Source organism: Neptuniibacter sp. QD37_11, assembly GCF_047778105.1.
Classification (GTDB): Bacteria; Pseudomonadota; Gammaproteobacteria; order Pseudomonadales; family Balneatricaceae; genus Neptuniibacter.
In genome coordinates this window covers 2,312,488-2,334,301 of the sequence record NZ_CP180552.1, presented here as the reverse complement: position 1 = coordinate 2,334,301, position 21,814 = coordinate 2,312,488, and the positions used below count along the sequence as shown (strand labels likewise).

Below are 21,814 nucleotides of genomic sequence, written 5' to 3'. Positions count from 1 at the left end.
CGTTACTACCGCTTGTTAGTGTATTCAGAATGCATTTTACCCAGTGCTTGTAGGTAAGCTACAACAGCATCGATCTCGTATTTGCCCTGAACTTCTTTCTGGGCATTAGCGATCTGCTCGTCAGTGAAAGGAACACCAACAGCGCGTTGTGCTTCAAGCTTCTTAGCAGTGTCTGCACCGGTTAGTTTGTTTTCAAACAACCATGGGTAAGAAGGCATCTTAGACTCAGGTACAACGTCACGAGGGTTGTACAAGTGAGCGCGGTGCCAATCATCAGAGTAACGACCACCTACACGAGCTAGGTCTGGACCTGTACGCTTAGAACCCCATAGGAATGGGTGTTCCCAAACGTGCTCATTCGCAGTTGAGAAGTGACCGTAACGTTCCGTTTCAGCACGGAAAGGACGGATCATCTGACTGTGACAAGTGTTACAACCTTCACGGATGTAGATGTCACGGCCTTCAAACTCAAGCGGAGTGTAAGTACGTAGGCCTTCAATTGGCTTAGTAGTAGAAGTTTGGAAGAACAGAGGAACGATCTCTGCTAGGCCACCACCGCTGATTACGATGATGATAAGCAGAATCATCAGGCCAATGTTCTTTTCTATCGTTTCGTGTTTGATCATTTCTATCTGCTCCTATGACCTTAAGCTGCCTGTGCAGAAGCTTGAGCTTCTGGTGCAGTGCTGCCTTTACGAACAGTCTGCCAAGTGTTGTAGGCCATCAGAATCATACCAGTCAGGAAGAACATACCGCCCAACCAACGAACAAAGTAACCAGGGTGAGAAGCTTCTAGTGCTTCTACGAAGCTGTAAGTCAAAGTACCGTCAGCGTTAACTGCACGCCACATTAGACCCTGTAGGATACCGTTAACCCACATCGCGCAGATGTATAGAACCGTACCTACTGTCGCTAGCCAGAAGTGAGTGTTGATAAGACCAACGCTGTACATCTGAGCTTTACCGAATAGGCGAGGGATCATGTGGTAAACCGCACCGATAGAGATCATTGCAACCCAACCCAATGCACCAGCGTGTACGTGACCAACAGTCCAGTCAGTGTAGTGAGACAGTGCGTTTACTGTCTTAATAGACATCATTGGACCTTCGAACGTAGACATACCGTAGAAGGAAAGAGATACAACAAGGAAACGAAGAACTGGATCCGTGCGAAGCTTATGCCAAGCACCAGATAGAGTCATCATACCGTTGATCATACCACCCCAAGATGGAGCAAGAAGGATCAGAGACATAACCATCGCTACAGACTGAGTCCAGTCAGGAAGCGCTGTGTAGTGAAGGTGGTGACCACCAGCCCAGATGTATGTCGCAATCAACGCCCAGAAGTGAACGATAGATAGACGGTAAGAGTAGATTGGACGTTCAGCTTGTTTTGGTACGAAGTAGTACATCATACCTAGGAAGCCAGCTGTCAGGAAGAAACCTACAGCGTTATGACCGTACCACCACTGGATCATCGCATCTACAGTACCGGAGTAGATGGAGTAAGACTTCCACATAGAAACAGGGATAGCCATGCTGTTAACGATGTGTAGAACAGCTACAGTGATGATGAATGCCATGTAGAACCAGTTACCTACGTAGATGTGAGATGTCTTACGCATCTTCACAGTACCTAGGAATACAATAGCGTATGCAACCCACACGATAGTGATTAGCAGGTCGATTGGCCATTCTAGCTCAGCATATTCTTTGGAAGAAGTTAGACCTAGCGGCAGAGTAATTGCTGCTGCAAGGATAACTGCTTGCCAGCCCCAGAATGTAAACGCTGCAAGGCCATCAGAGATCAGGCGGCGTTGGCTGGTGCGTTGAACTACATAGTAAGATGTTGCAAACAGGGCACAGCCGCCGAATGCAAAGATAACTGCGTTAGTGTGCAGTGGACGTAGACGACCGTAAGTCAGCCACGCTGTATCAAAGTTTAGTGCTGGCCAAACCAACTGTGCAGCAATTAGGACACCGACGGTCATACCGACGATACCCCAAATTACTGTCATGATGGCGAACTGGCGCACCACTTTATAATTGTAGGTGGGGTGTTCAGTTGCTGTGCTCATGTCAGGCTCTCATCAACAAGCTATTTATGGAAATTTTGAGTTTCGCAGGCAATTATCTTGGAATAGGGCCTTATTTTCAATGTGTTTAGGTCATTCAATGAGGCATTTTGTCGCAGTTGCGAAATTTCTACCTAGGTATTGTTTGCTTTATACTTTTAGGTTGGGGTGTTTTTTAACTTAATGAAATATAAGGAATATTTTTTATAGGTTGTAATCCTTTGTTTTAAAAAGAGATATAATTTTGGCGTTTTTTGTCGTAAAAAACGTCGCATTTTGTGCTGCACAGTAAGGCTTTTCTCAGCGTTTGTTGATTCAAGTCAACTTTGAAACAGCGGTAAAACTCATTTTTTGACTGATTAAGGGGCTGTTTATGTTAATTGATGGTGAATTGAAAACGGGGAAAGTGTTATTTGCGCATGGTGCGGGTGCGCCAATGGACAGTGACTTTATGCAACAGATGGCTCTGCGCTTAGCTAAACTTGGATTGCAGGTTGTTCGTTTTGAATTTCCATATATGCAGACCATTAGAGAAACGGGCAAGCGACGCCCTCCAGATAGAATGCCTAAATTGCTGGATTACTTTACACAATTGATTGAAGAGCAAGTAGTGGATGGTCAGCCACTGTATTTGGCGGGAAAATCTATGGGGGGGCGTGCTGCTTCAATGCTACTTAGTCATCCAGCCGTGAGTGCTGGATTTGTATTCGGTTATCCTTTTCATCCACGTGGAAAGCCCGATTCGTTACGTGTTGATCATTTAAAAGATTTACCAAAGCCTTTGCATATATTTCAAGGCGAAAGGGATCCAATGGGTTCACTTCCTGAAGTTACAGAGTACAATTTGCCGTCATCTGTTCATGTGTATTGGTTTGAGGATGGTGATCATGACATCAAACCACGTAAGGCTTCAGGTTTTACGCAAATTCAGCATATGGACCATATCGCTCAGATTATCGGGAAACAGCTAAGTTGACATATTTTAATCGATTAGTCCTACAGTGCCGCTCAGGCTTCGAGAAAGAGGTCGCAGGGGAGATTGCAGATCAGTGCTCTACTATCGGCCTATACGGATACTGCACCTTAGAGTCTGGTCAGGGTTATGTAGAGTTTCATTTGCAAACTCCAGGTGATGCAGAGCGGGCTATTGCTGAAATTGATTTTAATAGTTTGATTTTTGTAAGGCAGTGGATGGTTTGTGGTGATTGTCAGGAGCTTGAGCGTGATGATCGTATTTCGCAGCTACAACAGATTCTTGCTGATTTTCCTGATTGTACTGATCTTTGGGCAGAGTACCCCGATACAACAGATGGCCGCGAGTTAGCGACCTTTTCGAAGAAGTTTAGCTCAGCTTTGGCTCAGAAGTTGCGTAAGAGCGGACGTTTGAAGAAAAAAGCGAATAGCAAAGGGAATCGTTTGTTGCTGTTCGTACTGTCTGGTAGTGAAATGTTCGTAGGTTATGCGCCTGTGAATAATTCAGCGCCTTGGCCACTAGGTGTACCCCGTCTTAAATTTCCCAAACAAGCTCCAAGCCGCTCAACGTTGAAATTGGAAGAGGCATGGCACTGGTTTATTCCACGTGATGATTGGGATCAGCGAATCCCTCATGGTTCAACAGCAGTAGATCTGGGGGCCGCACCGGGCGGTTGGACCTGGCAGTTGGTTCAGCGCAGTATGTTTGTTACTGCAGTTGATAATGGGCCGATGCAAGATCAGTTGATGGAATCCGGGCAAGTGACCCACGTCCAAGAAGATGCATACAAATTTATACCAGTGCAGCCTGTCAATATGATGGTGTGTGATGTTGTGGATAAACCGATTAAAACGGCTGGGATGGCGGCTGATTGGGTGATTAATGGTTGGTGCGATGAAGCTATCTTTAATCTTAAGCTACCAATGAAGCAACGTTATCAAGAGGTTGTATCTTGTTTAAATCTGATTGCTGAAAGGTTTATGCAGGAGGGCTTAGCGTATGAGTTATCGGCTAAACACCTTTATCATGACCGTGAAGAGATAACCTGCCACCTTAGAGTGCTGTAAAAATACAGCGTTAAGATGGCAGTTCAGCAACTTAGTGTTCAAAAACGGTGACTTTTTCTTCTGTTTCCAACATGGGGTTAATTGTCGCCATCATTTCTTGGCGTTCTGACGATGTCGACCAGCGCTGCCAGTCTTGTAAGGTCCGGTAGTTTGCTACGACTAAACGGTGGTTTGGATCTCTGGTGTTTTTCAGTGCTTCGCCAGAAATGAAACCGTGCGCTTGCATTGCTAATTGAAGCGTTTCACGGGCAGCTTTTTCATAGTGTGCGCCTAAGTCATCGGCAATATGTCGTTCGATTAGTACTCGAATCATATGATCTCTCCATCTAAAACTACGTTCCACACATATAGAATGGATTATTTTTATTTTAAAAGCGACTTTAGTTGCTTAATTACTGATTAAATGACTTTTGCTGTCATAGGTAATTTGAGACAATACGCATCTTTCTGCAAGAGATAAAACATGACGGACATCAAAGCCGACCATATTCTTGATGCAAAGGGCCTATACTGCCCTGAGCCTGTTATGATGTTGCATAATCATGTTAGGGATATGCTGGCAGGGGAAGTGCTGCATATTTTGGCAACTGATCCCTCTACTCAGCGCGATGTTCCTAAGTTCTGTACGTTTTTAGGACATGAATTGGTTGAGCAGTATGTAGAAGACGACCTTTACGGGTATTACATTCGTAAGGGTGAATGATGTCTGTGGATGTTGAGCAGATAAGTACTAAAACTAGGCAATTAATTGATCAATTGGAAAATATGCTAGATTCTGCGGAGGCGAATCTGACTCAGTCAAAGCAAGTTTTCCAATCAGAGGCTAATCAGGTGAATGACGTAGTAAACAAAACGCCAAAGGCGAAATCCAAAAACCGTGCTGCAAATATGGCTGCTCTGCAGCAGTTGATGGAAGCGTATCCGAAAACCTTTGATCGTAAAAACGTTAGGCCTCTAAAAATAGGCATCCAAGAAGATCTTGTTGCTGACGAAAAAGTCGCTAAGAACAAAATCAAACGTGCTCTTGCGAGTTATGTTCGTTCACTGAACTACTACCGCTCCCTGCGTGAAGGTGCTGAGCGTATTGATATCAATGGTGAGCCAGCTGGTGTAGTGACTAAAGAAGAGTCAGATCACGCAAAAGGCAAGTTGAAAGAGATCAACAAAGTACGTCAAGAGAAGCGCAAAGAGCAAGAGCGTGAAGAGCGTATGAGTAAAAAGCTTGAAATGCTAGTGGGTCGTAAATAAGCCATAGTCCTAAGCTAGATACAAAAAAACGGCGGTTATACCGCCGTTTTTTTATGTTTGGAGTATGGTTATCAAACCCCTAAGCTTTGCTTAAGGGTTTTGGCGTGCCGTGAAGATAACCTTGGCTACCATCCACATTTAGCGCTTCAAGGATCTGTAGCTGACTTTCTCTTTCTACATGCTCGGCGTAAGCTTTGATCTCAAGGCTATGGGCTACGCTGATCAGGCTGCTGACAAAGAAGCGGTCTTCATCGTTCTGATCGATATTACGGATTAGAGCCCCATCAATCTTGATGTAATCAGGTTGTATTGAGTACAGGTAAGAGAAGCCGCTAGGGTGAATACCGAAATGGTCGACACCAAACTCTGCGCCAATAGACTTTAGAGCCTTACGGAACTCTAGAATGCCTTCAATGTTGTTCAGTACACTGGTTTCATCCAACTCGAACAGAACTTTAACGCTAGGGCTGATGGTCTTTAGCTTATCAAGTAACCATGTTCTAAAGTTCTCGCTACTGACGGCCTCATGGCTCAAGTTAATAGTCAGCGGGCAGGCGATCTTCTCATGTTGTTCTAGCGCTAGTTCGATTACAGCTCGGTCCATTTCAGGCATTAAGCCAAGCTCTTTTACTACGCTGATGAACTCTCCGGCAGAAGCGGGTTGGTTTTCCTGATTAAGAATACGTGCAAAGATCTCATCTTGAATCGGCATAGAGCCAGGCTTTTTGCTAAACACGCTCTGAATCTGTAAAAAGATTTGGCGCTGATTGATCGTGTTAGCAACGTGTTGTTTCCAGTCAGATTGCTGTGGCTGAGTTGCGGTTTTTTCTGATGTGTTGAACTGTTTCCACAGTACTTTCGATTGCTCAGCTTCATTGCTGGCGATACGTGCTTCGGACAATAGTTGTGAACTATTACTCTCATCACTGCATTCGCAGCTACCGATACTGATGATTGAGTCTTCGATATCTTGTCCCATCAATTGAGCAAGGTGTTTCCGAATTTCTTGGTCAAGTTGTTCCAGTTTGAGTTTCAACTGGTCGGTATCGATTGTATTAACCAGCAGTATGAAGTCGGCACCAGTCACACGGCCAAGTACACTTTGATCAGAGCCACGTGCAAATTCTTCTAGATGGCTGGCTAGGTGTTTCAGTAGGTTGTTGGTCTTATCCATGCCTATCTGCTGGTTAGTCTCTTGCAGATTGCATAGGTGGATATTGAATAGAGTGCCTCTACCAAAATCTTTACGGTAATCAAGGCGTTCGGCTAGTTGTGCTTCAGTTGCGCGTTGATTAGATAAGCCTGTTAAACTGTCTTGATAGGCGTTTCGACGTAACTCTTCAATATTGCGGGCTTGCTCATCGAACATTACCTGCACTTGCTTAACCATGCGGTTCATTGCTTGTACTACACGCTTAAGTTCACGTGTGCCCGGCAACTTTTCTTGCTCTAGATAGCGTTTTTCAGAAAGAGCGATAGCTTGCTGCTCTACAGAGTGTAATGGTCTTAGTAGGTATCTAATCAGTGAGCTTATAGCGAGTAGGCATAGAATCGATAAAGAGATAAACAGAATGATACTATCTTGTGCACCTTTCCAAAGCTTGTCGTAAGCATAACCCGCGCTACTTTGTACGTAGATTTTACCCACTTGTTGCCACTGGTGAGTTACTTCCCTGAACATGGATGGTGGTGTTATCTGCACCATCGATCTGAACCACTCAGGCACTTCTTCGCTGATGGTTTCTTTAGTTTTTTTCTCAAACAGAATCTCTTCATCCGCATTGGTAACGATAATGCGTTGGTAGAAGCCACTGTCAAAAATAGCATTGACGGCTGTTTCAATAGTCGCGCTATCGTTTTCAGCCATATAAGGGGCAAGGTAAAGGCCTAAATGGGTGGCAGAATCCTGCGCATGTGACTCCAGTTGATCCTGAAGAACAGAGCGCGAGCTTTCTGACATTATGTAAAGGGTGCCAGAAACCAAACCTATAAGTACCGCAAAGATCGCGGCGATAAGTTGGTTAACCAGTGACATAATAGATACTCCTCATCATTAAACCTACCTTAGGTTAATGTCATTGTTTTCAATACGAGATTGCAGTTTTACCCAAGGCTTTAATCTGTCTGATGTTCCTACTAATGTAGTTCTGCGGCCCATTTTGGAGAGCCATAGTTTATCACCATTAAAGCTATAAACGTGTAACAGGTCTGTACGCTTTGACGCGGGCAAAATTTCGCCGTTAATGTTGTCCAGAACTAAAGGAGTTGCACGTGGTTTGGGGTAGTACGTTAAAACCATGTGGGCTTGGTTATACTCTAAGGCTTTAACGTAGGCTAAATTCATTTTTTCTACGGGTACACCCAGCTCTTTGAGTGTGTAGTATTTTGCGATGCTAAAATCTTCGCAGTCACCGCCGTTGGTGATTAGAAATTCTACGGGTGTGGCCCAGTAATCCTTCTTTTTCCAGTGCTTGATGTCATCGATAAATCGCACTTGGTTAAAAAAGTCGTTTACGCGTTCCAGCTTGTTACTTTCGCTCTCATTGGCTAATTCAGTTAGAAGATTCTGCCAGGTTTCGAGTCTGCGCTTCGCTTTTGCGCCGTATTTGTTCCCTAGCTTTTCAATATCAGCTTTACTCAGGCGCACGCTTTCAGCATCTACTTGGGTAAGCAGAAGGGCTGAAGCAAACAGTAACAATACAAAAAATACCGTATTAAACGATAAATTGTTACAGTGCTGTTTTGATTTAAAGGCTGGGTTCAATGTCCAATCCGTAGCTCAAAAAGCGGTTAGTCTTTCTGTGTCGGCATCATGCCGCAATTTTTTAAGGTTTTTTGCCAAGCTTCTGTATGTTTATCCCTAGCGCGTTGATAACTCAACCAAACACTATGAGGTGCTGTTTTGGACAGTATTGTGGTTGAATAAGTTTCCATTGATTGTGGGATGCTTATAGAAAGTGTTGTGTAATTTTGCAGTAATTGCTGATTAAGGTCGAGCCACTGGGAGGCATATCGGTCAGTTTGTGCTAAATAAGGTAGAACTTCACCTATATAAAACTTATAAAAAACGTTTTCTAAGATGCGTGCCGTTTTATTTGGGCTTTCGTTTCTACATAGAGGGGTATTAGGCGAATTTCGCTTATCTAACAAGTTCGCGGCTTGATCAAGATGGTAAGTCAGGATTTCAAGTGAGCTAATAATTGCAGGGCCAGATCGATTGCTATGCAAGACTTTGAATGCTTGATTTAAGCGATCTTCATTAGGTTTTGTCAAACCAAATTGATCAAGGTTATTTGCGGTTAAATTTACAAGGGTTCGCAAGGCTTCGATGCTCTGTTGAGTACTGCTGTTATCAACTAGAGGTAGGGCAGTTTGCGAACGGCTGAAGTTGGCTTCCATTTCTGAAGCAGTAAAAATCCCATTCCATAATTCTGCAGGTAAATTGTCGCGTTTAACGCGATGGATTTCGTTTACTCTTTTTAGTAGTTCGGTATCAATAGCGCTGGCATTGCGCAAAGATTCTCGGCACTGAGTTAATAAATAATAGAAATTTAGCTCATATTGTAATTTTGCTGATGGCTTGGCGACCTTGCCAAGAGAGCTATTGCGTTCTGCGATTAAAGGTAGCAGGTCACAACGTTTTAATTTCAATACATCTAAAAGGCCTTCACGGATCTCTGTGGTTTTAAGTATTCGATCGCGTTTAAGAGGGAATTGTATCCTTGCTTCAGGGATGTATGACTGAGGTTGGTTTAGATCGAGGGTGTTACTCAGGCGGTAAAGGTAATTCCCCAATACCAGTTCAGGTGTATCTCGGCTACATCCGCTTAGGGATATAAGTAGGACGATAAGAATAGAGAGCCGTTTTAGCATAACTAGGTTAACGATGTTGGGCTTGGCTGAGCAATTGGTTGCTTTTCCAATGTAATCGAGTAATTAACAGTATAGCGCCAATGGTTAAGCCAATAAGTAAACCAACCCAGAACCCTTTAGGGCCCATCGCTTCAGTGATTAACTCTGTTTTACCTAAGATATAACCAGAAGGTAGACCAATCAGCCAATAGGCGATAAATACAAGCATGAGAGGAACTACGGTATCTTTGTAACCCCTAAGAGCGCCTGAGCATGTTATCTGGATGGCATCTGAGAACTGGAAAAGAGCCGCAATAATGATCAAAGTGCTGGCGATTTCAATGATCTGAAGCTCTTGGGTATAGAGTTCGGCAATAGATGTTGCAAATAGTGCCATCAATGAAGAACTGAAGATCGCTAGGGTTAAAGTGATAATCAAGCCTGTAACTGCACTGAATTTCGCAGCTTCAGGTTTTTGCGCCCCGAGTTGATGGCCAACGCGTATAGTGAGCGCCAGAGATATACTTAAAGGCAGCATAAAGATCAGGCCAGTAAAGCTGATTGTGATTTGGTGAGAGGCGATCATTACTTCGCCAAGATCCGCCAAAAGCAAGGCAATTACTGAAAACATACTGACTTCGATTAAAAGAGCGATACCTATAGGTAGTCCTAACTTTAAAAAGTTTTTAAGTGCTGGCAGGTCAGGTAAAGACCAGCCAGAGAAAGGCTTGATTGTTATAAAGGTTGGTGATTTGGCCAGATAGATAAACGCGCTAATGAACATAATCCACATAACAATAGCTGTTGCCCAGCCGCAACCTACGCCTCCTAGTTCTGGAAAACCAAACTCGCCATAGATAAGTGCATAGTTAAGTGGGATGTTACATAAAAGTCCAAGGATGGAAATTTTCATCGCAGGTTGTGTTTTACCAAAACCTTCAATATAGCTGCGGATAAGTTGATAAAGTAGAAGGGCAGGGAATCCCCAGCTTATAGCAGCTAGGTATTGTGTGGTTAAGCTTGCTAGCTCCTCTTCTACGCCCATGAAGGTAAGAACTGGATCGCAGTTATGCAGGGTAAATATCGCAAGTAAGCTTAAAATCGCGACTATAATCACGCCCTGATGCAGTGTTTCCGAGCTCGCATTTTCTTTATTGGCACCTACAAGATGCGCAACCATAGGCGTGGTGGCCATTAAGATGCCTTGGCTAGCAATAAAAATGGGTAGCCAGATACTTGACCCTAATGCCACAGCGGCTAGATCTGTTGCGCTGTAACGTCCGGCCATCAGCGTATCGACAAAACCCATAGAGGTTTGTGCGACTTGAGCGATCGCTATAGGGAAGCCAAGTGCAAGAATTATTTTGATTTCTTCTAGGCGTTTCAGGGGATGATCCTTAGATAAAACTGAAAGAGGCAGAGTTAAGTTGTTATAGCTCTTCTCGAACCTGTATTGATTTTAAGTATACCGCGATGAAGCGCAGATAGATTAAATCTTATGTTAAAAATTAAGAGCTTAATCGCGCTAACAAGTTGTGTAAAAAGGCGGATATGACAGCAGAACACTTACCGATTAGTCGAGTCTTAGACTATTGTAGAGTCCTTTTTGGTTAAAAAAACATCAAAAAACGCACAAATGGAATTGAATTAACACAAAGCAGCGCTATGATCAGATGATCGGAAAAGACATGGCTGCTTTAATGTTGCGGCAAGGAAACTCTTGGCCTAACTCTTTCAATGCGGTCGGTTTTTTCTATTTAACAGCTTTAAGCAGGAAATCTTTCGTTGCTTCGGCTGATTTTAATTATCCAAAATAGGGTTTTGAAAGATGGCAACAACTGGAACAGTTAAGTGGTTTAACGACGAAAAAGGCTTTGGTTTTATTGAGCAGGAAGGTGGTCCAGACGTATTTGCACATTTCAGTGCAATTCAGGGTGAAGGCTTCAAAAGCTTAGCTGAAGGCCAAAAAGTAGAGTTTACTGTGACTCAAGGTCAAAAAGGCCCACAAGCTGAAAACATCGTTAAAGTTTAAGCTGTTGCTACGGGGTTAAAGTCCCGTCCTGCACACGATAGAAAGGCAAGCCTAGGGCTTGCTTTTTTATTACCTAAAAGCTGTATCGATTAATGAGTGCTGCTTTCCAGAAGGGTTAGAATCTGCAGTGCTTCTTCTCTATTTTGACCACAAAATTCTTCTTCAGGTGCAAAGTTAGCACAAGCTTTTGGTCTTTGATCTGTACCAAAGATTTTACATCGATTTTGCTGATCTAAATGCTTACAACGTTCGCCTGCAGGTTTGTTCAAGCTGGTGATGCTCGGTGCAATACAGCAGGCACCGCAGTTTTCTCTACATTGCATAGTAATGGCAGGAAAGGTTAAAAGGTTATTGTAGCGAAAAGGGCGGTGAAATAAAAAAGCCGGTCATAAGACCGGCTTTGGAATTGGCTCTTTATCATTATAGTTGTATTCGACTAGGCTGCTGTGCCTTGATCTTGCAGGCTGCTATCAGCCTGCAGTTCAGTCTTTTTTATAGTATCAAGCCCCAGCGTAGATAAAGTGCGCTCACGCACGCTATTCAGTAACGCTGCATCTTTAGTCAGATCCTGACCGTAAGATGGGATCATCGCATGAATTTTGTCTTGCCACTCTGGTGTAGCAAGTTTATCCGCGAAGCATGTCTCTACGATGTTAATCATTGTCTGGACTGCAGTTGAAGCACCTGGTGAAGCACCTAGAAGAGCCGCAAGTGTACCGTCTTCAGCCGAGATTACTTCGGTACCGAATTCTAGTTTACCTTTTCCGTTTTCATCTTCTTTGATGATCTGCACGCGCTGGCCTGCGTAGGAAAGCTCCCAGTCTTCATCTTTTGCATCAGGGAAGAAGTTTCTGAGTGCGTCTACACGCGAGCTGTGAGACTGCATTACTTCGCTGATTAGATACTTAGTAAGGTCCATGTTATTCATGCCTACAGAAAGCATCGGCTTGATGTTGCCAAGGTTGATGCTTAGTGGCATGTCGAAGATAGAACCTTTCTTCAAGAACTTAGTCGTAAATCCAGCAAATGGGCCAAACAGTAGGGCTTGTTCACCGCCGATGACTCGAGTATCCAAGTGAGGTACGGACATCGGTGGGGCACCGATAGGTGCTGTACCATAAACTTTAGCCAAGTGCTTTTTAACGATTTCTGGTTTGCGGCAAACTAACCATTGACCACTTACAGGGAAGCCGCCATAACCTTTACCTTCAGAGATGCCTGCTTTCTGTAGAAGCGGTAGCGCGCCACCACCCGCACCAAGGAATACAAACTTAGCGTTGATAACTTCTTTATCGCCAGTTTGGTCATTCTTTAGCGTAATAGTCCAGTTTTTATCTTGGTCTTGCTTAAGATCCTTTACTGTACGGCTTAGTAGAAGTTCGAAATCATCTTGAGCTTCTAGGAAGTTCACCATGTTACGTGCAAGCGAACCAAAGTTTACGTCGGAACCGTAAGCAACACGAGTGGCTGCAACTTTCTCGCTTGGGTCACGGTTTTCCATGACCAGTGGCATCCACTCTTTCAATACTGCGTGATCTTCGCTGTATTCCATGTCCGCAAACTGGTGCGTAGCACTCAATGTCTCATAACGATTGCGAAGGAATTCTACGTTCTTCTCACCCCATACAAAGCTTTGGTGTGGTACAGGGTTAATAAATTGAGAAGGTTCAGGAAGGGCGTTTTGTTCTACGAGGTATGACCAGAATTGCAAGCTAACTTCGAAAGAGGCGTTAATCGCGAAAGCTTTAGTGGCATTGATCGTGCCGTCTGGCATTTGTGGCGTGTAGTTCAATTCACAATATGCCGCGTGGCCCGTACCGGCATTGTTCATGCCATCTGTACTTTCATGGGCGACATGATCTAGGCGCTCGATCATGCTGATTTTCAGGGAAGGATCTAGCTGCTTGAGCATGACGCCAAGGGTCGTACTCATAGCTCCCGCGCCGACTAGCAATACGTCTACTGATTTTGTGGTCATAGGAACTTCGCCATTTTAATAATAATAATGGTTTGTGAAGTAGCTGCGGGGATGGGGGCTTGTGGCCGCAACAGTCATGACTTTGGTGAGTCAGCTGTTATCACCCGAGACTTCTTTGTTCTGCAACACCTAGAACATAATTTTATGACATTTTCTGGAGGTTGCAGGATGTTTGGCGCGAATTATACGGATTCTGTCGCTAATGTCTTGGGAAATAAGGCCAAAGGAGTTAGCAATTCGGATTAGATTAATTCTAAAGTATTACATATTTTGGCATAGCTACTGTCGTATGAAGTAATGTTTGCGGTTTTTGTGTATATAAATATTCTCTAAAGTTATTAAAGATGGATATAACTGATCTCTTTTATTTACTTCTCCGGTCTGCTCGACTAGTCTGCCTGCGAATCTGAAAAGCCTAATACAGGAGCGCCTATATGGAAGATATTATTGAATTACTACAAGAGCGTAATGTCGAAGTTCCTGTACCTTTAGATCTACCTGATGAAGACGATCTTGTTGAGATCGAAGAACAGATTCTGATCTCGCTGCCAGATGAATATAAACATTTTTTGCTTGAAGTAAGTGATATCGTCTGTGGCTCCATCGAACCGGCGACTGTGGCTGATCCAAGTTCGCACACGTTTTTACCTGAATTAGCCGCTACCGCTTGGGATATTGGTATGCCTCGTGAGTACATTCCGATTTGTGAGCATGCGAATGGTTACTATTGCATTACTCAAGATGCAGCCATCTTGCTCTGGCAGCACGGCGACACTATAGAAGATGAGTGGCCATCGATCTGGAACTGGGCCAAAGATGTCTGGTTGGAGAGTTAATAAATGAACAGACAGATTTTTCAACAAATTGAAGCTTTTGCTGAGTCGATGATGAAAGCAGCTGAAGCGGATAACGAAAAAGAGTTTTATTCGGTTTATGCTGAATTGGAAACTTTAGCTGAGCAGTATAAAGGCAAGAAGAACGATCACCCTGTGTTTTGGGAAACACTAGCTGATTTCTCAGAAGAAAACCAAGATGCGATCAAGCTCTATCAGCAAGCTTATCAAGTGGCCGATAACTTAAAAGAGACAGAGTATAAGGCTTCAATTCAATACTCTTTAGCTCAGCGCCTGTTTGAAGAAGGTCAAAAAGAGGATGCACTTGAAGCTTTGTCTAAAGCGGAAAAATTTGCGGGGTTCACTGAGGATCAGGAGCTTCAAGCAGATATCCAGCAGCTACGTTCTGAGGTTGAATAATCTTCACGGTCTAATGTGCATAACTGACTAAAACAAAAAAACGGAGCAGATGCTCCGTTTTTTATTTCTAATCCAACTTAGTCGATACGTACAGCGACATAACGACCAGGTGCTGCTTCGATAACGCTGTGCTCATCGTTACCTGGTGCAGCTGGAGCCGCAACTTTCTTACCAGCACGACGCTTCAACCACTCAGCCCAGTGAGGCCACCATGAGCCTTCCTGACGCTCAGCTGATTCTAACCAGCTATCTGCACCGTTACCTAGTTCACCGTTGATCCAGTAGTTACGACGGTTCTTAGAAGCTGGGTTGATAACCCCCGCAACGTGACCGCTAGCACCTAGAACGAACTCGTTTTTGCCTTTAAGCAGTTCAGTCCCTTCGAAAGTACCTTTCCATGGAGCAATGTGATCTTCGATTGTAGATAGGAAGTAGCAAGGGATCTTGATCTTGCCAAGATCGATCTTTTCACCGCAGATAGTTAACTGGTCTTTCTTAGTTAGACCGTTTTCCATGTACATGTTGTTAATGTAGTACGTGTACATGCCTGCTGGTAGGTTAGTAGAGTCACTGTTCCAGTACAGGATATCGAACGGAGGAGGCGTCTGACCTTTAAGGTAGTTGTTAACAACATAGGACCAGATTAGATCGTTTGAACGCAACATGTTGAAAGACGTAGCAAGTTCACGACCACTTAGGTAGCCCTGATTATTTACTTTGTCTTCCAGCTTCTTAATCTGCTGTTCGTCAATGAATACACATAGATCACCAGGATCAGTGAAGTCTAGAAGCGTAGTGAAGAACGTTGCAGAAGCGATAGATGTATCTTTACGCGCTGCCATTACCGCTAGAGCAGTTGTTAGTAGAGTACCACCTACACACCATGCTACTGCGTTAACTTTGTCGCTCTTAGTAATATCTTGGATAACTTGTGTCGCTTTAAGGATGCCTTTCTCTACGTAGTCGTCCCAAGTGATGTGACCTTGTTCGATCGATGGGTTCAACCAAGAAACCATGAACGTAGTTTGACCTTGGTCAACGCAGTATTTTACGTATGAGTTGCTTTCTTGCAGGTCAAGAATGTAGAACTTGTTGATGCAAGGAGGCACGATCATTGTTGGACGAGCGTAAGTCTCTTCAGTCGTTGGTTTGTACTGAATAAGCTGGAACATCTCGTTTTCAAATACGACAGAACCTTCAGTCGTTGCAATGTTCTCACCTAGAACAAATGCAGACTCGTCAGTCATAGAGATGCGGCCTTTCTCTGCATCACCTAGAAGGTTTTTAAGGCCATCAACTAAGCTCTGACCTTTAGTTTCCAACGCTTGTTGAAGCACTTCAGGGTTAGTGATTGCAAAGTTGGTTGGAGACATCGCATCGATATATTGCTGCGTGTAAAACTCAAGTTTCTTCTGTTCTTGGTCAGAAAGATTTGCATTAGCAGCCATTTCCTGAAGAAGCTTAGAGCTTAGTAGGTAAGATTGCTTGATGTAATCGAAAACAGGGTTCTGAGACCACTCTTCAGCTTGGAAACGACGGTCACCGCGTGCAGGTTCAGCAACTGATTCGCTGTTTTTACCTGTCAGCAAGTTAGTCCAAAGGCTCATTTGGCTCTGCTGATAATCAGTAATTGCACGGATCCAAACAGTAGGGTCTTCCCAGGAGCGGTTAGCTAACTCTGTCCAGGATTGTGTGAACTTACTGAAAATATCATCACAGCCTGAAGCTGAGAACATATCCAATACTTTCTTGGTTTCGGAATTCAGGTAGTCGATAAACTCCTGAGGGTTGGAAAGTAGGTTGCTATTGTTGTCCATAGGGTCGCCTTTCTTTGTCATATCCGTCCTTCCATCTTGCGTGCTTCACATATTCGTAACGATTATGGAATCGTGGAAATACAAGTTTTACGGTTTAACTCACAATATCGCAACTTTTAATTGCGTTTTTATGAATATATCTGTCCAGCATATTCTTGTGCGGTGCAATGTATCAAGGTATTCCTTGGTCGATCACACTAAGGTGTTAAGGCCTTGGTTCAATAAATGTCATACCGATTGTAGATAAAACACATGTTTTCTGTAGTTCTTTTAACTAGTCATCCGATGACGTTCATCAATCATATCGTCGATATGTTGCAGAATTTTATAGCTCTCTTCTTCAGCATTTCGCATCTGCTCTACAATCTCTTGGCGGATCGATTTGTCTTTCTTCCAGTTCTGGTCACGGTAAGAAACTGCTTTTAAAACAGATTGATGCACGGCTGCATGAGGTGCATCCATTAATTTATAAGCTTTAGTGTTTTTAAAGGATTCAAAACCTTCCCCTTCGAAATACCACTGACCTAAACGGCAATCAGTATGGCAAACACTTACTGCCTCTAACTCTTCAGAGCGGTCTTTTGTGTCATCTAGAGCAACATAACCATTTTGTTTAAAAATAACGTGGTCGGCTTTTATCAGGGAGCCAAAAGTGCAGTCTTTGGCATAGGCAATATAACGTTGAGTATCCTCTGCGGAGGTCGCAATGTCTGCAAACTGCTCTCGAAATTGCTGAACTTGAGTGTTGATCTCTTCTGCTGCTTGTGAGGAAATTTCGGCTTGCTGAACCATGTCAGCAACCCGTTCACTGAAGCTATTGATGGTTTCTGTTACTTCAATCGCAGCTTCTTTTGTACGATTGGATAGGGCTTTTACCTCATCCGCAACGACAGCAAATCCACGACCTTGTTCGCCCGCTCTAGCAGCCTCAATAGCAGCGTTAAGCGCGAGGAGGCTGGTTTGATCAGCGATTTCGGTAATGATCGATAAGGATGATGAAACCTTAGTGCTGTCGGCCTCTAAGGCTTTAGTTACCTCGGATACACTGGTGATGTTTGCCGTAATACTTGCGAGCGCGCCGCTCATATTATCGACGCTGCTTTGACTATTGGCAGCGGCCTGACCATTTTTGGCCGCGATGGACTCTACTTGCTCCATCTCTTCAGAAATTTTGACTAAATCGGACTGGTTTCGTCGGAGGTTTTCAATCAAATGACTTGTATTTAGATTATGTAGCTCTGATTTAAGTTGGTTGGAGACTAGGAATTTGGCACCTTCCTCCATCTTCTCTAAAGAAGCGTTGATTTGGGATAGTGATTTCCTTAAGCGCCCAGGCATCCCCTTGTACAGGGCCTTTCGATCATAACGACCTTCAGCAACATAGCTAAAGCAGGCGTCGACCTCTTTGAAGTAGGATTCCACTCGATCCAATAGATCATTTAGTTCCCAGGCAACTTTACCTACTTCGCCGAGCCCAGATACAGATGTGATACGAGTGCTAAAATCGCCATCATTGGCTTTTATCAATGTAGTGTTGATTCGCTCCAAGGCATTTATTGCATAGGCATTAGATTTTAATGTGTAGACGGTTAAGGCTATTGCCGCGATAACTGGGATGATTTGCCAATAGGGGGTATCAGCAATAAAAATGCTGCCCACTAAAGAGCCGAGCAATAATATGTTCCAGCATATAACTAAGCGCTTAGCGCGAGCCCGTAAAAATGGAACGCCGCGACTGGTGCCGTTGGAAAATTGTTTGTCTGACATTCGCATTATTCTTGGTCCAGCCCCATAACAAGTTCGAAATAGCCTTTACCTAAGGATTGCAGTTTAGAATTGAGCAATTCGATAGATTTTTCGGCTGCTTGGCTAGCAGGCGTGCGTTTTTCTAGCGCTAGCATCTCAGCATAAATAGGGGTAAGGGTATTTATGGCTTGTTGGCTAGGTTTGCGGCGTACAGAGTAGTAACCTGTTAGCTGCCCTTGAGCATCGTAATCGGGGGTTACGTTGGCAAAGACCCAGTAAAAAGAGCCATCTCGGCAGAGGTTTTTTACGTAACCAAAAAACTCTTTTTCTTGCTGTAATGTTTGCCACATGAATTTAAATACACCGCGTGGCATATCAGGGTGGCGAATAATGTTGTGTTGTTTGCCTAAAAGTTCAGCTTCGTTGTAGCCGGCAATCTGCATAAAGACGCGATTGATGTAGGTGATACGTCCTTTTGTGTCGGTTTTTGACACGATAAATTCATCATTGTTTAAACGAACTTCGGCGTTTTTCGGTATGATCTGGTTTTTCATTCGCTATATAAATTGATGGTTGCGATTAATTGGCTGCGGACTCTAGCATGCAGATTGAAGACATTCTGTGATCTAGCTCAGGTCTCCGGTCGAACGGTCTGAAAAAGCGAGTTAGCAAGGGTAAATAGAGTGAGAGAGTTGGAATTGATGGGAACCGTCGGTTGCCATTTGTGTGATGTGGCAGAGCAATTGATAGCGTCTTCAGTGGATATGCAGAAGTATGCGATCTATCAGGTTGATATTGCTGATGACGACGATTTAGTTGAACGCTATGGTGTGAAAATTCCAGTGTTGTTGGATTTGGAGAGTAAAGAAGAGCTGGAATGGCCTTTTGACCAATCTCAACTTCTAGAATTTCTTCAGCGCGTATCTAAATGAGTCCAAAGAACTTGCAGGTAGTTTGATAAGCATCCTGTTGTAGCTGTTCCAGCTCTACGCCTCTTAGTTCTGCAACCTTTCTCGCTATATGCGGAAGATAGATAGGAAGGTTGCGGCGAGATTTTGGTTTCGGTTTTATATCTCGAGGAAGAAGGTAGGGTGCATCTGTCTCTAACATCAAACGATCGGTAGGAATGTCTTTGACCAGCTTTTGTAAATCTAATCCGCGTCTTTCATCACAGATCCAACCTGTAATGCCTATGTGCATATCAAGATCTAGATAGTTATACAGCTCTTCTTTGCTGCCGGTGAAGCAATGCGCTACGGCGTTTGGAATATGGTCTCGGTAGCTATATAGCATTTCCAACTGTTTTTTGTGGGCCTCTCGTTCATGTAGAAATAGAGGTTGTTTGTGCGTGCATGCGATTTCAAGTTGCTTGTCAAACGCATTGACTTGTTGTTCTGGTGTAGAGAAGTTTCGATTGAAGTCTAATCCCATCTCACCTGCTGCAACGACACAGTCCTGTTTTAACAGTACGTTTAACTCTTGTAGTTGATTGCCTGCGTGATCTTTTGCGTAATGGGGATGAACTCCCGCTGTGCAGTAGAGATGTTCAGGATATTTTTGGCATAACTCGATAGCTTGGAGGCTCTCTTCGAGTGTTGTGCCTGTAATGATTAGACGTTCAACACCCTGTTCTAATGCTTGCTGGATTACATCTTCCCTATCTTTATTAAAACTACTGTCGGTAAGGTTAACGCCAATATCAATCCAGCAAGGATTAGTCATACAGATATCTTCTTTTACTATTTGTTTATAAAGCAGTTTTTTTGCTTTGGTTAACGGCTAATAAGGCGATTTGCTTATCGTTAAGTAAGCTTGCTTGCCGACCTTCTAGGCGATCATAAATGACGCGGAATGCTAATACACTTTGAACATATTTGCGCGTTTCTTTAAACGGAATCGTTTCAATCCAGATGTCTAAAGGCAGATCGCCTCGTTGTTTGAGCCACTTAGTTACACGGTGAGGGCCCGCATTGTAAGCTGCTGCTGCATAGGCTGGATTGTTATCGAATTTCTTCAACATATCACCTAAGTAGGCGGAACCCAGGGTAATATTGATCTCTGGTTTATCTAACTCTGCATTTTTCTTATACGGCACTTCATGCTTTTTAGCTGTAAGTTTGGCTGTTTGTGGCATTAACTGCATTAGTCCTCGTGCGCCAACACGGGATGTGGCGTTGAATAGGAACGCACTTTCTTGGCGGGCTATAGCAACAGGGAAGCTTAGATCGAGATCGTTTTTAACCGCATGCTCTTTAAATAGTTTTGCATGAGGGTAAGGGAACCGAAGATCTATATGGTCCCAACGCTCTGTTTTGGCAGCATTGATGATCGCTTGTAGGTGCCAACCCCAAGAGTTAGCTAGATAACCTGCAAGGTTCTTTTGCTGTTCATCCATCTGAGATAGAGCGAGGCGCCATTCTCGATTCGCTTCGGTCAATCGACCTAGTTTGAATAACTCACCTGCGCGGGCTGCAGCAGGTAATTTGGCTAACTCATCCAGTTGCTCTTGAGTTACAGCATCTGATTTAGCGTTTAGTTGGAAAGGGCTTTGATTTAACTCAGCTGCTAAGAAACCATAAAAACTCCGGTCTTTAGCGACTTCGGCGATTTTCTCTTTTTGGTCGGTTTTGGGCTTGAGGTGCCTTTCAGCAATGAGAGACCAATATTGCCATTTAGAATCTTTTTTCTCTTCTTCACTGAGATGGCTAATTGCTTCTACAACCGTCTTCCAATCCTGTTTAGCTAAGGCATTACGAATACGTCGCTCTGTTAGTTCTTCAATGCGGTATTCAGGGTCAAGCTGCTTACTCAGTTTGATCGCTTGGCTGTTATAGGTCCAATTCAGACGTTCGCCCATGTATAGGCTAACTTTGTCTTGATCAACCTGTGGCATCAGCCCGTCGCGCTTTTTAAGCCAAGACTGAGTGGCTGTTATTGGTTGTTTACGATACCAGCGTTTATACGCGATAGATGCCGCTATAGGACGTTGAACTTTATCAATTTTATTTATAGTTGAGCCATCAACCAGTTCTGGAGAATTGTAAAGTTTCCAGAAAAGCTCAGCTTGTTGTTTCTGTTTTTTATCTTTGACCTGCTTGGTTAGGTAACGAGCGAGTTTGATCTCATTTTGTTCAACGCTCATCCAAAAACGCTGGGAAGCTTCATTCGTTGTTGGTCGACCGGTTGCCATCCAAGCTTTAAACAGTGGGTCGCATGCTTTAGGTTGGGATTTGCCTACCATCCATAGCTCACGCGCTTTATACAGTGCAGCTTTTTTCTGCTTAGAATTGCCATTGAGTAGCGCTGTTTGTTGTTGGCACTCGTAGCGCACGTTAGTAACTGGGTGGTTACTAAAATGCTTACGATAGGTCGTCCATTTTTTGTTTTTCGCTAGGTGATTTAACCAAGTGCGGTTGAGTCGGTTAGCGATCGGTAGTTCTGGATATTTTTCGATAAATGCAGATACGTTCCCAGAATTGGATTTGTAAAGCCGTTTTAGCTCGTATTGATAATCTAAATAAGGTGCTAAAGGGTAATCATTAAGTGCTTTTCGAGCCTTCTTAAAAGACTGGGTTTTGTTCTGTTTTAAGTAGGTTTCAGCTTGCAAAAATTGTTTGCGTTGTTGTTCTATGGATGCGTAAGAAATCGGTGCTGTAATAAGTAGCGATGTTAAAGTGAACACACCGGTTGTTGTTTGCCAAAAAGGTTTCATCTTCAAGTCCTATGAATAATCCATTACCACTTTATACGATAGATTAACGGCTTAATTAAATA

The 21,814-nt window shown here is 43.6% G+C and carries 22 protein-coding genes; 8 read left to right on the top strand and 14 right to left on the bottom strand.

Features of this window, described 5'->3' with window-relative positions:
• Positions 1-5: 5 nt before the first annotated feature.
• On the bottom strand, positions 6-623 hold the full coding sequence (gene ccoO / locus ACMXYT_RS10745; RefSeq protein ID WP_415884648.1) for a cytochrome-c oxidase, cbb3-type subunit II: 618 nt from the start codon (positions 621-623) through the stop codon (positions 6-8).
• 23 nt (positions 624-646) lie between these two features.
• Positions 647-2,077 carry a cytochrome-c oxidase, cbb3-type subunit I gene (gene ccoN / locus ACMXYT_RS10740; protein WP_415884066.1) on the bottom strand — a complete coding sequence of 477 codons (1,431 nt, stop codon included), beginning with the start codon at positions 2,075-2,077 and terminating at the stop codon, positions 647-649.
• 370 nt (positions 2,078-2,447) lie between these two features.
• Here ccoN and ACMXYT_RS10735 point away from each other — a divergent pair, with 370 nt between their 5' ends.
• Both ACMXYT_RS10735 and rlmM read left to right on the top strand, forming a co-directional pair.
• Positions 2,448-3,050 carry an alpha/beta family hydrolase gene (locus ACMXYT_RS10735; RefSeq protein WP_415911418.1) on the top strand — a complete coding sequence of 201 codons (603 nt, stop codon included), beginning with the start codon at positions 2,448-2,450 and terminating at the stop codon, positions 3,048-3,050.
• Positions 3,047-4,114 carry a 23S rRNA (cytidine(2498)-2'-O)-methyltransferase RlmM gene (gene rlmM / locus ACMXYT_RS10730; RefSeq protein WP_415911417.1) on the top strand — a complete coding sequence of 356 codons (1,068 nt, stop codon included), beginning with the start codon at positions 3,047-3,049 and terminating at the stop codon, positions 4,112-4,114. Before ACMXYT_RS10735 ends, rlmM begins: the two co-directional genes overlap by 4 nt.
• Positions 4,115-4,145: 31 nt before the next feature.
• Here the strand turns inward: rlmM and ACMXYT_RS10725 are convergent, their stop codons facing one another.
• Positions 4,146-4,427 (bottom strand): antibiotic biosynthesis monooxygenase family protein, encoded by a 282-nt coding sequence (locus ACMXYT_RS10725; RefSeq protein ID WP_415890830.1) that lies wholly within the window; start codon positions 4,425-4,427, stop codon positions 4,146-4,148.
• 150 nt (positions 4,428-4,577) lie between these two features.
• Here ACMXYT_RS10725 and tusA point away from each other — a divergent pair, with 150 nt between their 5' ends.
• Both tusA and ACMXYT_RS10715 read left to right on the top strand, forming a co-directional pair.
• Positions 4,578-4,817, top strand: a complete 240-nt coding sequence (gene tusA, locus ACMXYT_RS10720; RefSeq protein WP_415911416.1) for a sulfurtransferase TusA — start codon at positions 4,578-4,580, stop codon at positions 4,815-4,817.
• Positions 4,817-5,362 carry a ProQ/FINO family protein gene (locus ACMXYT_RS10715; RefSeq protein ID WP_415884072.1) on the top strand — a complete coding sequence of 182 codons (546 nt, stop codon included), beginning with the start codon at positions 4,817-4,819 and terminating at the stop codon, positions 5,360-5,362. Before tusA ends, ACMXYT_RS10715 begins: the two co-directional genes overlap by 1 nt.
• A gap of 79 nt (positions 5,363-5,441) precedes the next feature.
• Here ACMXYT_RS10715 and ACMXYT_RS10710 read toward each other — a convergent pair whose 3' ends face one another.
• The 4 genes from ACMXYT_RS10710 to ACMXYT_RS10695 all read right to left on the bottom strand — a co-directional run bounded on the left by ACMXYT_RS10710 (position 5,442) and on the right by ACMXYT_RS10695 (position 10,523).
• Positions 5,442-7,397, bottom strand: a complete 1,956-nt coding sequence (locus ACMXYT_RS10710) for an EAL domain-containing protein (protein ID WP_415911415.1) — start codon at positions 7,395-7,397, stop codon at positions 5,442-5,444.
• A gap of 24 nt (positions 7,398-7,421) precedes the next feature.
• A complete protein-coding gene (locus ACMXYT_RS10705; RefSeq protein ID WP_415912201.1) occupies positions 7,422-8,060 on the bottom strand; it encodes a transglutaminase-like cysteine peptidase in 639 nt (212 codons plus the stop codon).
• A gap of 92 nt (positions 8,061-8,152) precedes the next feature.
• Positions 8,153-9,235 (bottom strand): DUF3080 family protein, encoded by a 1,083-nt coding sequence (locus ACMXYT_RS10700; protein ID WP_415911414.1) that lies wholly within the window; start codon positions 9,233-9,235, stop codon positions 8,153-8,155.
• A gap of 7 nt (positions 9,236-9,242) precedes the next feature.
• A complete protein-coding gene (locus tag ACMXYT_RS10695; RefSeq protein ID WP_415911413.1) occupies positions 9,243-10,523 on the bottom strand; it encodes an MATE family efflux transporter in 1,281 nt (426 codons plus the stop codon).
• Positions 10,524-11,042: 519 nt separating this feature from the next.
• Here ACMXYT_RS10695 and ACMXYT_RS10690 point away from each other — a divergent pair.
• Positions 11,043-11,246, top strand: a complete 204-nt coding sequence (locus tag ACMXYT_RS10690; RefSeq protein ID WP_415884078.1) for a cold-shock protein — start codon at positions 11,043-11,045, stop codon at positions 11,244-11,246.
• A gap of 89 nt (positions 11,247-11,335) precedes the next feature.
• Here the strand turns inward: ACMXYT_RS10690 and ACMXYT_RS10685 are convergent, their stop codons facing one another.
• Positions 11,336-11,515 (bottom strand): Fe-S-cluster oxidoreductase, encoded by a 180-nt coding sequence (locus ACMXYT_RS10685; protein ID WP_415891894.1) that lies wholly within the window; start codon positions 11,513-11,515, stop codon positions 11,336-11,338.
• A gap of 167 nt (positions 11,516-11,682) precedes the next feature.
• On the bottom strand, positions 11,683-13,224 hold the full coding sequence (gene mqo / locus ACMXYT_RS10680) for a malate dehydrogenase (quinone) (protein ID WP_415911412.1): 1,542 nt from the start codon (positions 13,222-13,224) through the stop codon (positions 11,683-11,685).
• A gap of 434 nt (positions 13,225-13,658) precedes the next feature.
• Here mqo and ACMXYT_RS10675 point away from each other — a divergent pair, with 434 nt between their 5' ends.
• Together ACMXYT_RS10675 and ACMXYT_RS10670 are read left to right on the top strand one after the other, a co-directional pair.
• Complete coding sequence (locus ACMXYT_RS10675; protein WP_415884081.1) at positions 13,659-14,060, top strand: SMI1/KNR4 family protein; 402 nt, start codon at positions 13,659-13,661, stop codon at positions 14,058-14,060.
• Between the two features lie 3 nt (positions 14,061-14,063).
• The gene (locus ACMXYT_RS10670) at positions 14,064-14,477 is read left to right on the top strand and encodes a tetratricopeptide repeat protein (protein ID WP_415898643.1); all 414 of its coding nucleotides are present in this window, start codon (positions 14,064-14,066) and stop codon (positions 14,475-14,477) included.
• A gap of 77 nt (positions 14,478-14,554) precedes the next feature.
• Here ACMXYT_RS10670 and ACMXYT_RS10665 read toward each other — a convergent pair whose 3' ends face one another.
• The 3 genes from ACMXYT_RS10665 to ACMXYT_RS10655 all read right to left on the bottom strand — a co-directional run bounded on the left by ACMXYT_RS10665 (position 14,555) and on the right by ACMXYT_RS10655 (position 18,594).
• The gene (locus tag ACMXYT_RS10665; RefSeq protein WP_415898642.1) at positions 14,555-16,315 is read right to left on the bottom strand and encodes a PHA/PHB synthase family protein; all 1,761 of its coding nucleotides are present in this window, start codon (positions 16,313-16,315) and stop codon (positions 14,555-14,557) included.
• A 249-nt stretch (positions 16,316-16,564) separates the two neighbouring features.
• Positions 16,565-18,061, bottom strand: a complete 1,497-nt coding sequence (locus tag ACMXYT_RS10660; RefSeq protein WP_415898641.1) for a methyl-accepting chemotaxis protein — start codon at positions 18,059-18,061, stop codon at positions 16,565-16,567.
• 5 nt (positions 18,062-18,066) lie between these two features.
• Positions 18,067-18,594: a PAS domain-containing protein gene (locus tag ACMXYT_RS10655; RefSeq protein ID WP_415898640.1), complete on the bottom strand. Its 528-nt coding sequence runs from the start codon at positions 18,592-18,594 to the stop codon at positions 18,067-18,069.
• A 129-nt stretch (positions 18,595-18,723) separates the two neighbouring features.
• Between ACMXYT_RS10655 and ACMXYT_RS10650 the strand changes: the two genes are divergently transcribed.
• Positions 18,724-18,972: a glutaredoxin family protein gene (locus ACMXYT_RS10650; protein ID WP_415898639.1), complete on the top strand. Its 249-nt coding sequence runs from the start codon at positions 18,724-18,726 to the stop codon at positions 18,970-18,972.
• Here ACMXYT_RS10650 and ACMXYT_RS10645 read toward each other — a convergent pair.
• Together ACMXYT_RS10645 and ACMXYT_RS10640 are read right to left on the bottom strand one after the other, a co-directional pair.
• Positions 18,965-19,762 (bottom strand): TatD family hydrolase, encoded by a 798-nt coding sequence (locus ACMXYT_RS10645; protein WP_415898638.1) that lies wholly within the window; start codon positions 19,760-19,762, stop codon positions 18,965-18,967. The two genes, ACMXYT_RS10650 and ACMXYT_RS10645, sit on opposite strands and share 8 nt — an antisense overlap.
• Positions 19,763-19,787: 25 nt before the next feature.
• Positions 19,788-21,752, bottom strand: coding sequence for a transglycosylase SLT domain-containing protein (locus ACMXYT_RS10640; protein WP_415898637.1), 1,965 nt, complete (start codon positions 21,750-21,752; stop codon positions 19,788-19,790).
• Between the last annotated feature and the right edge of the window lie 62 nt (positions 21,753-21,814).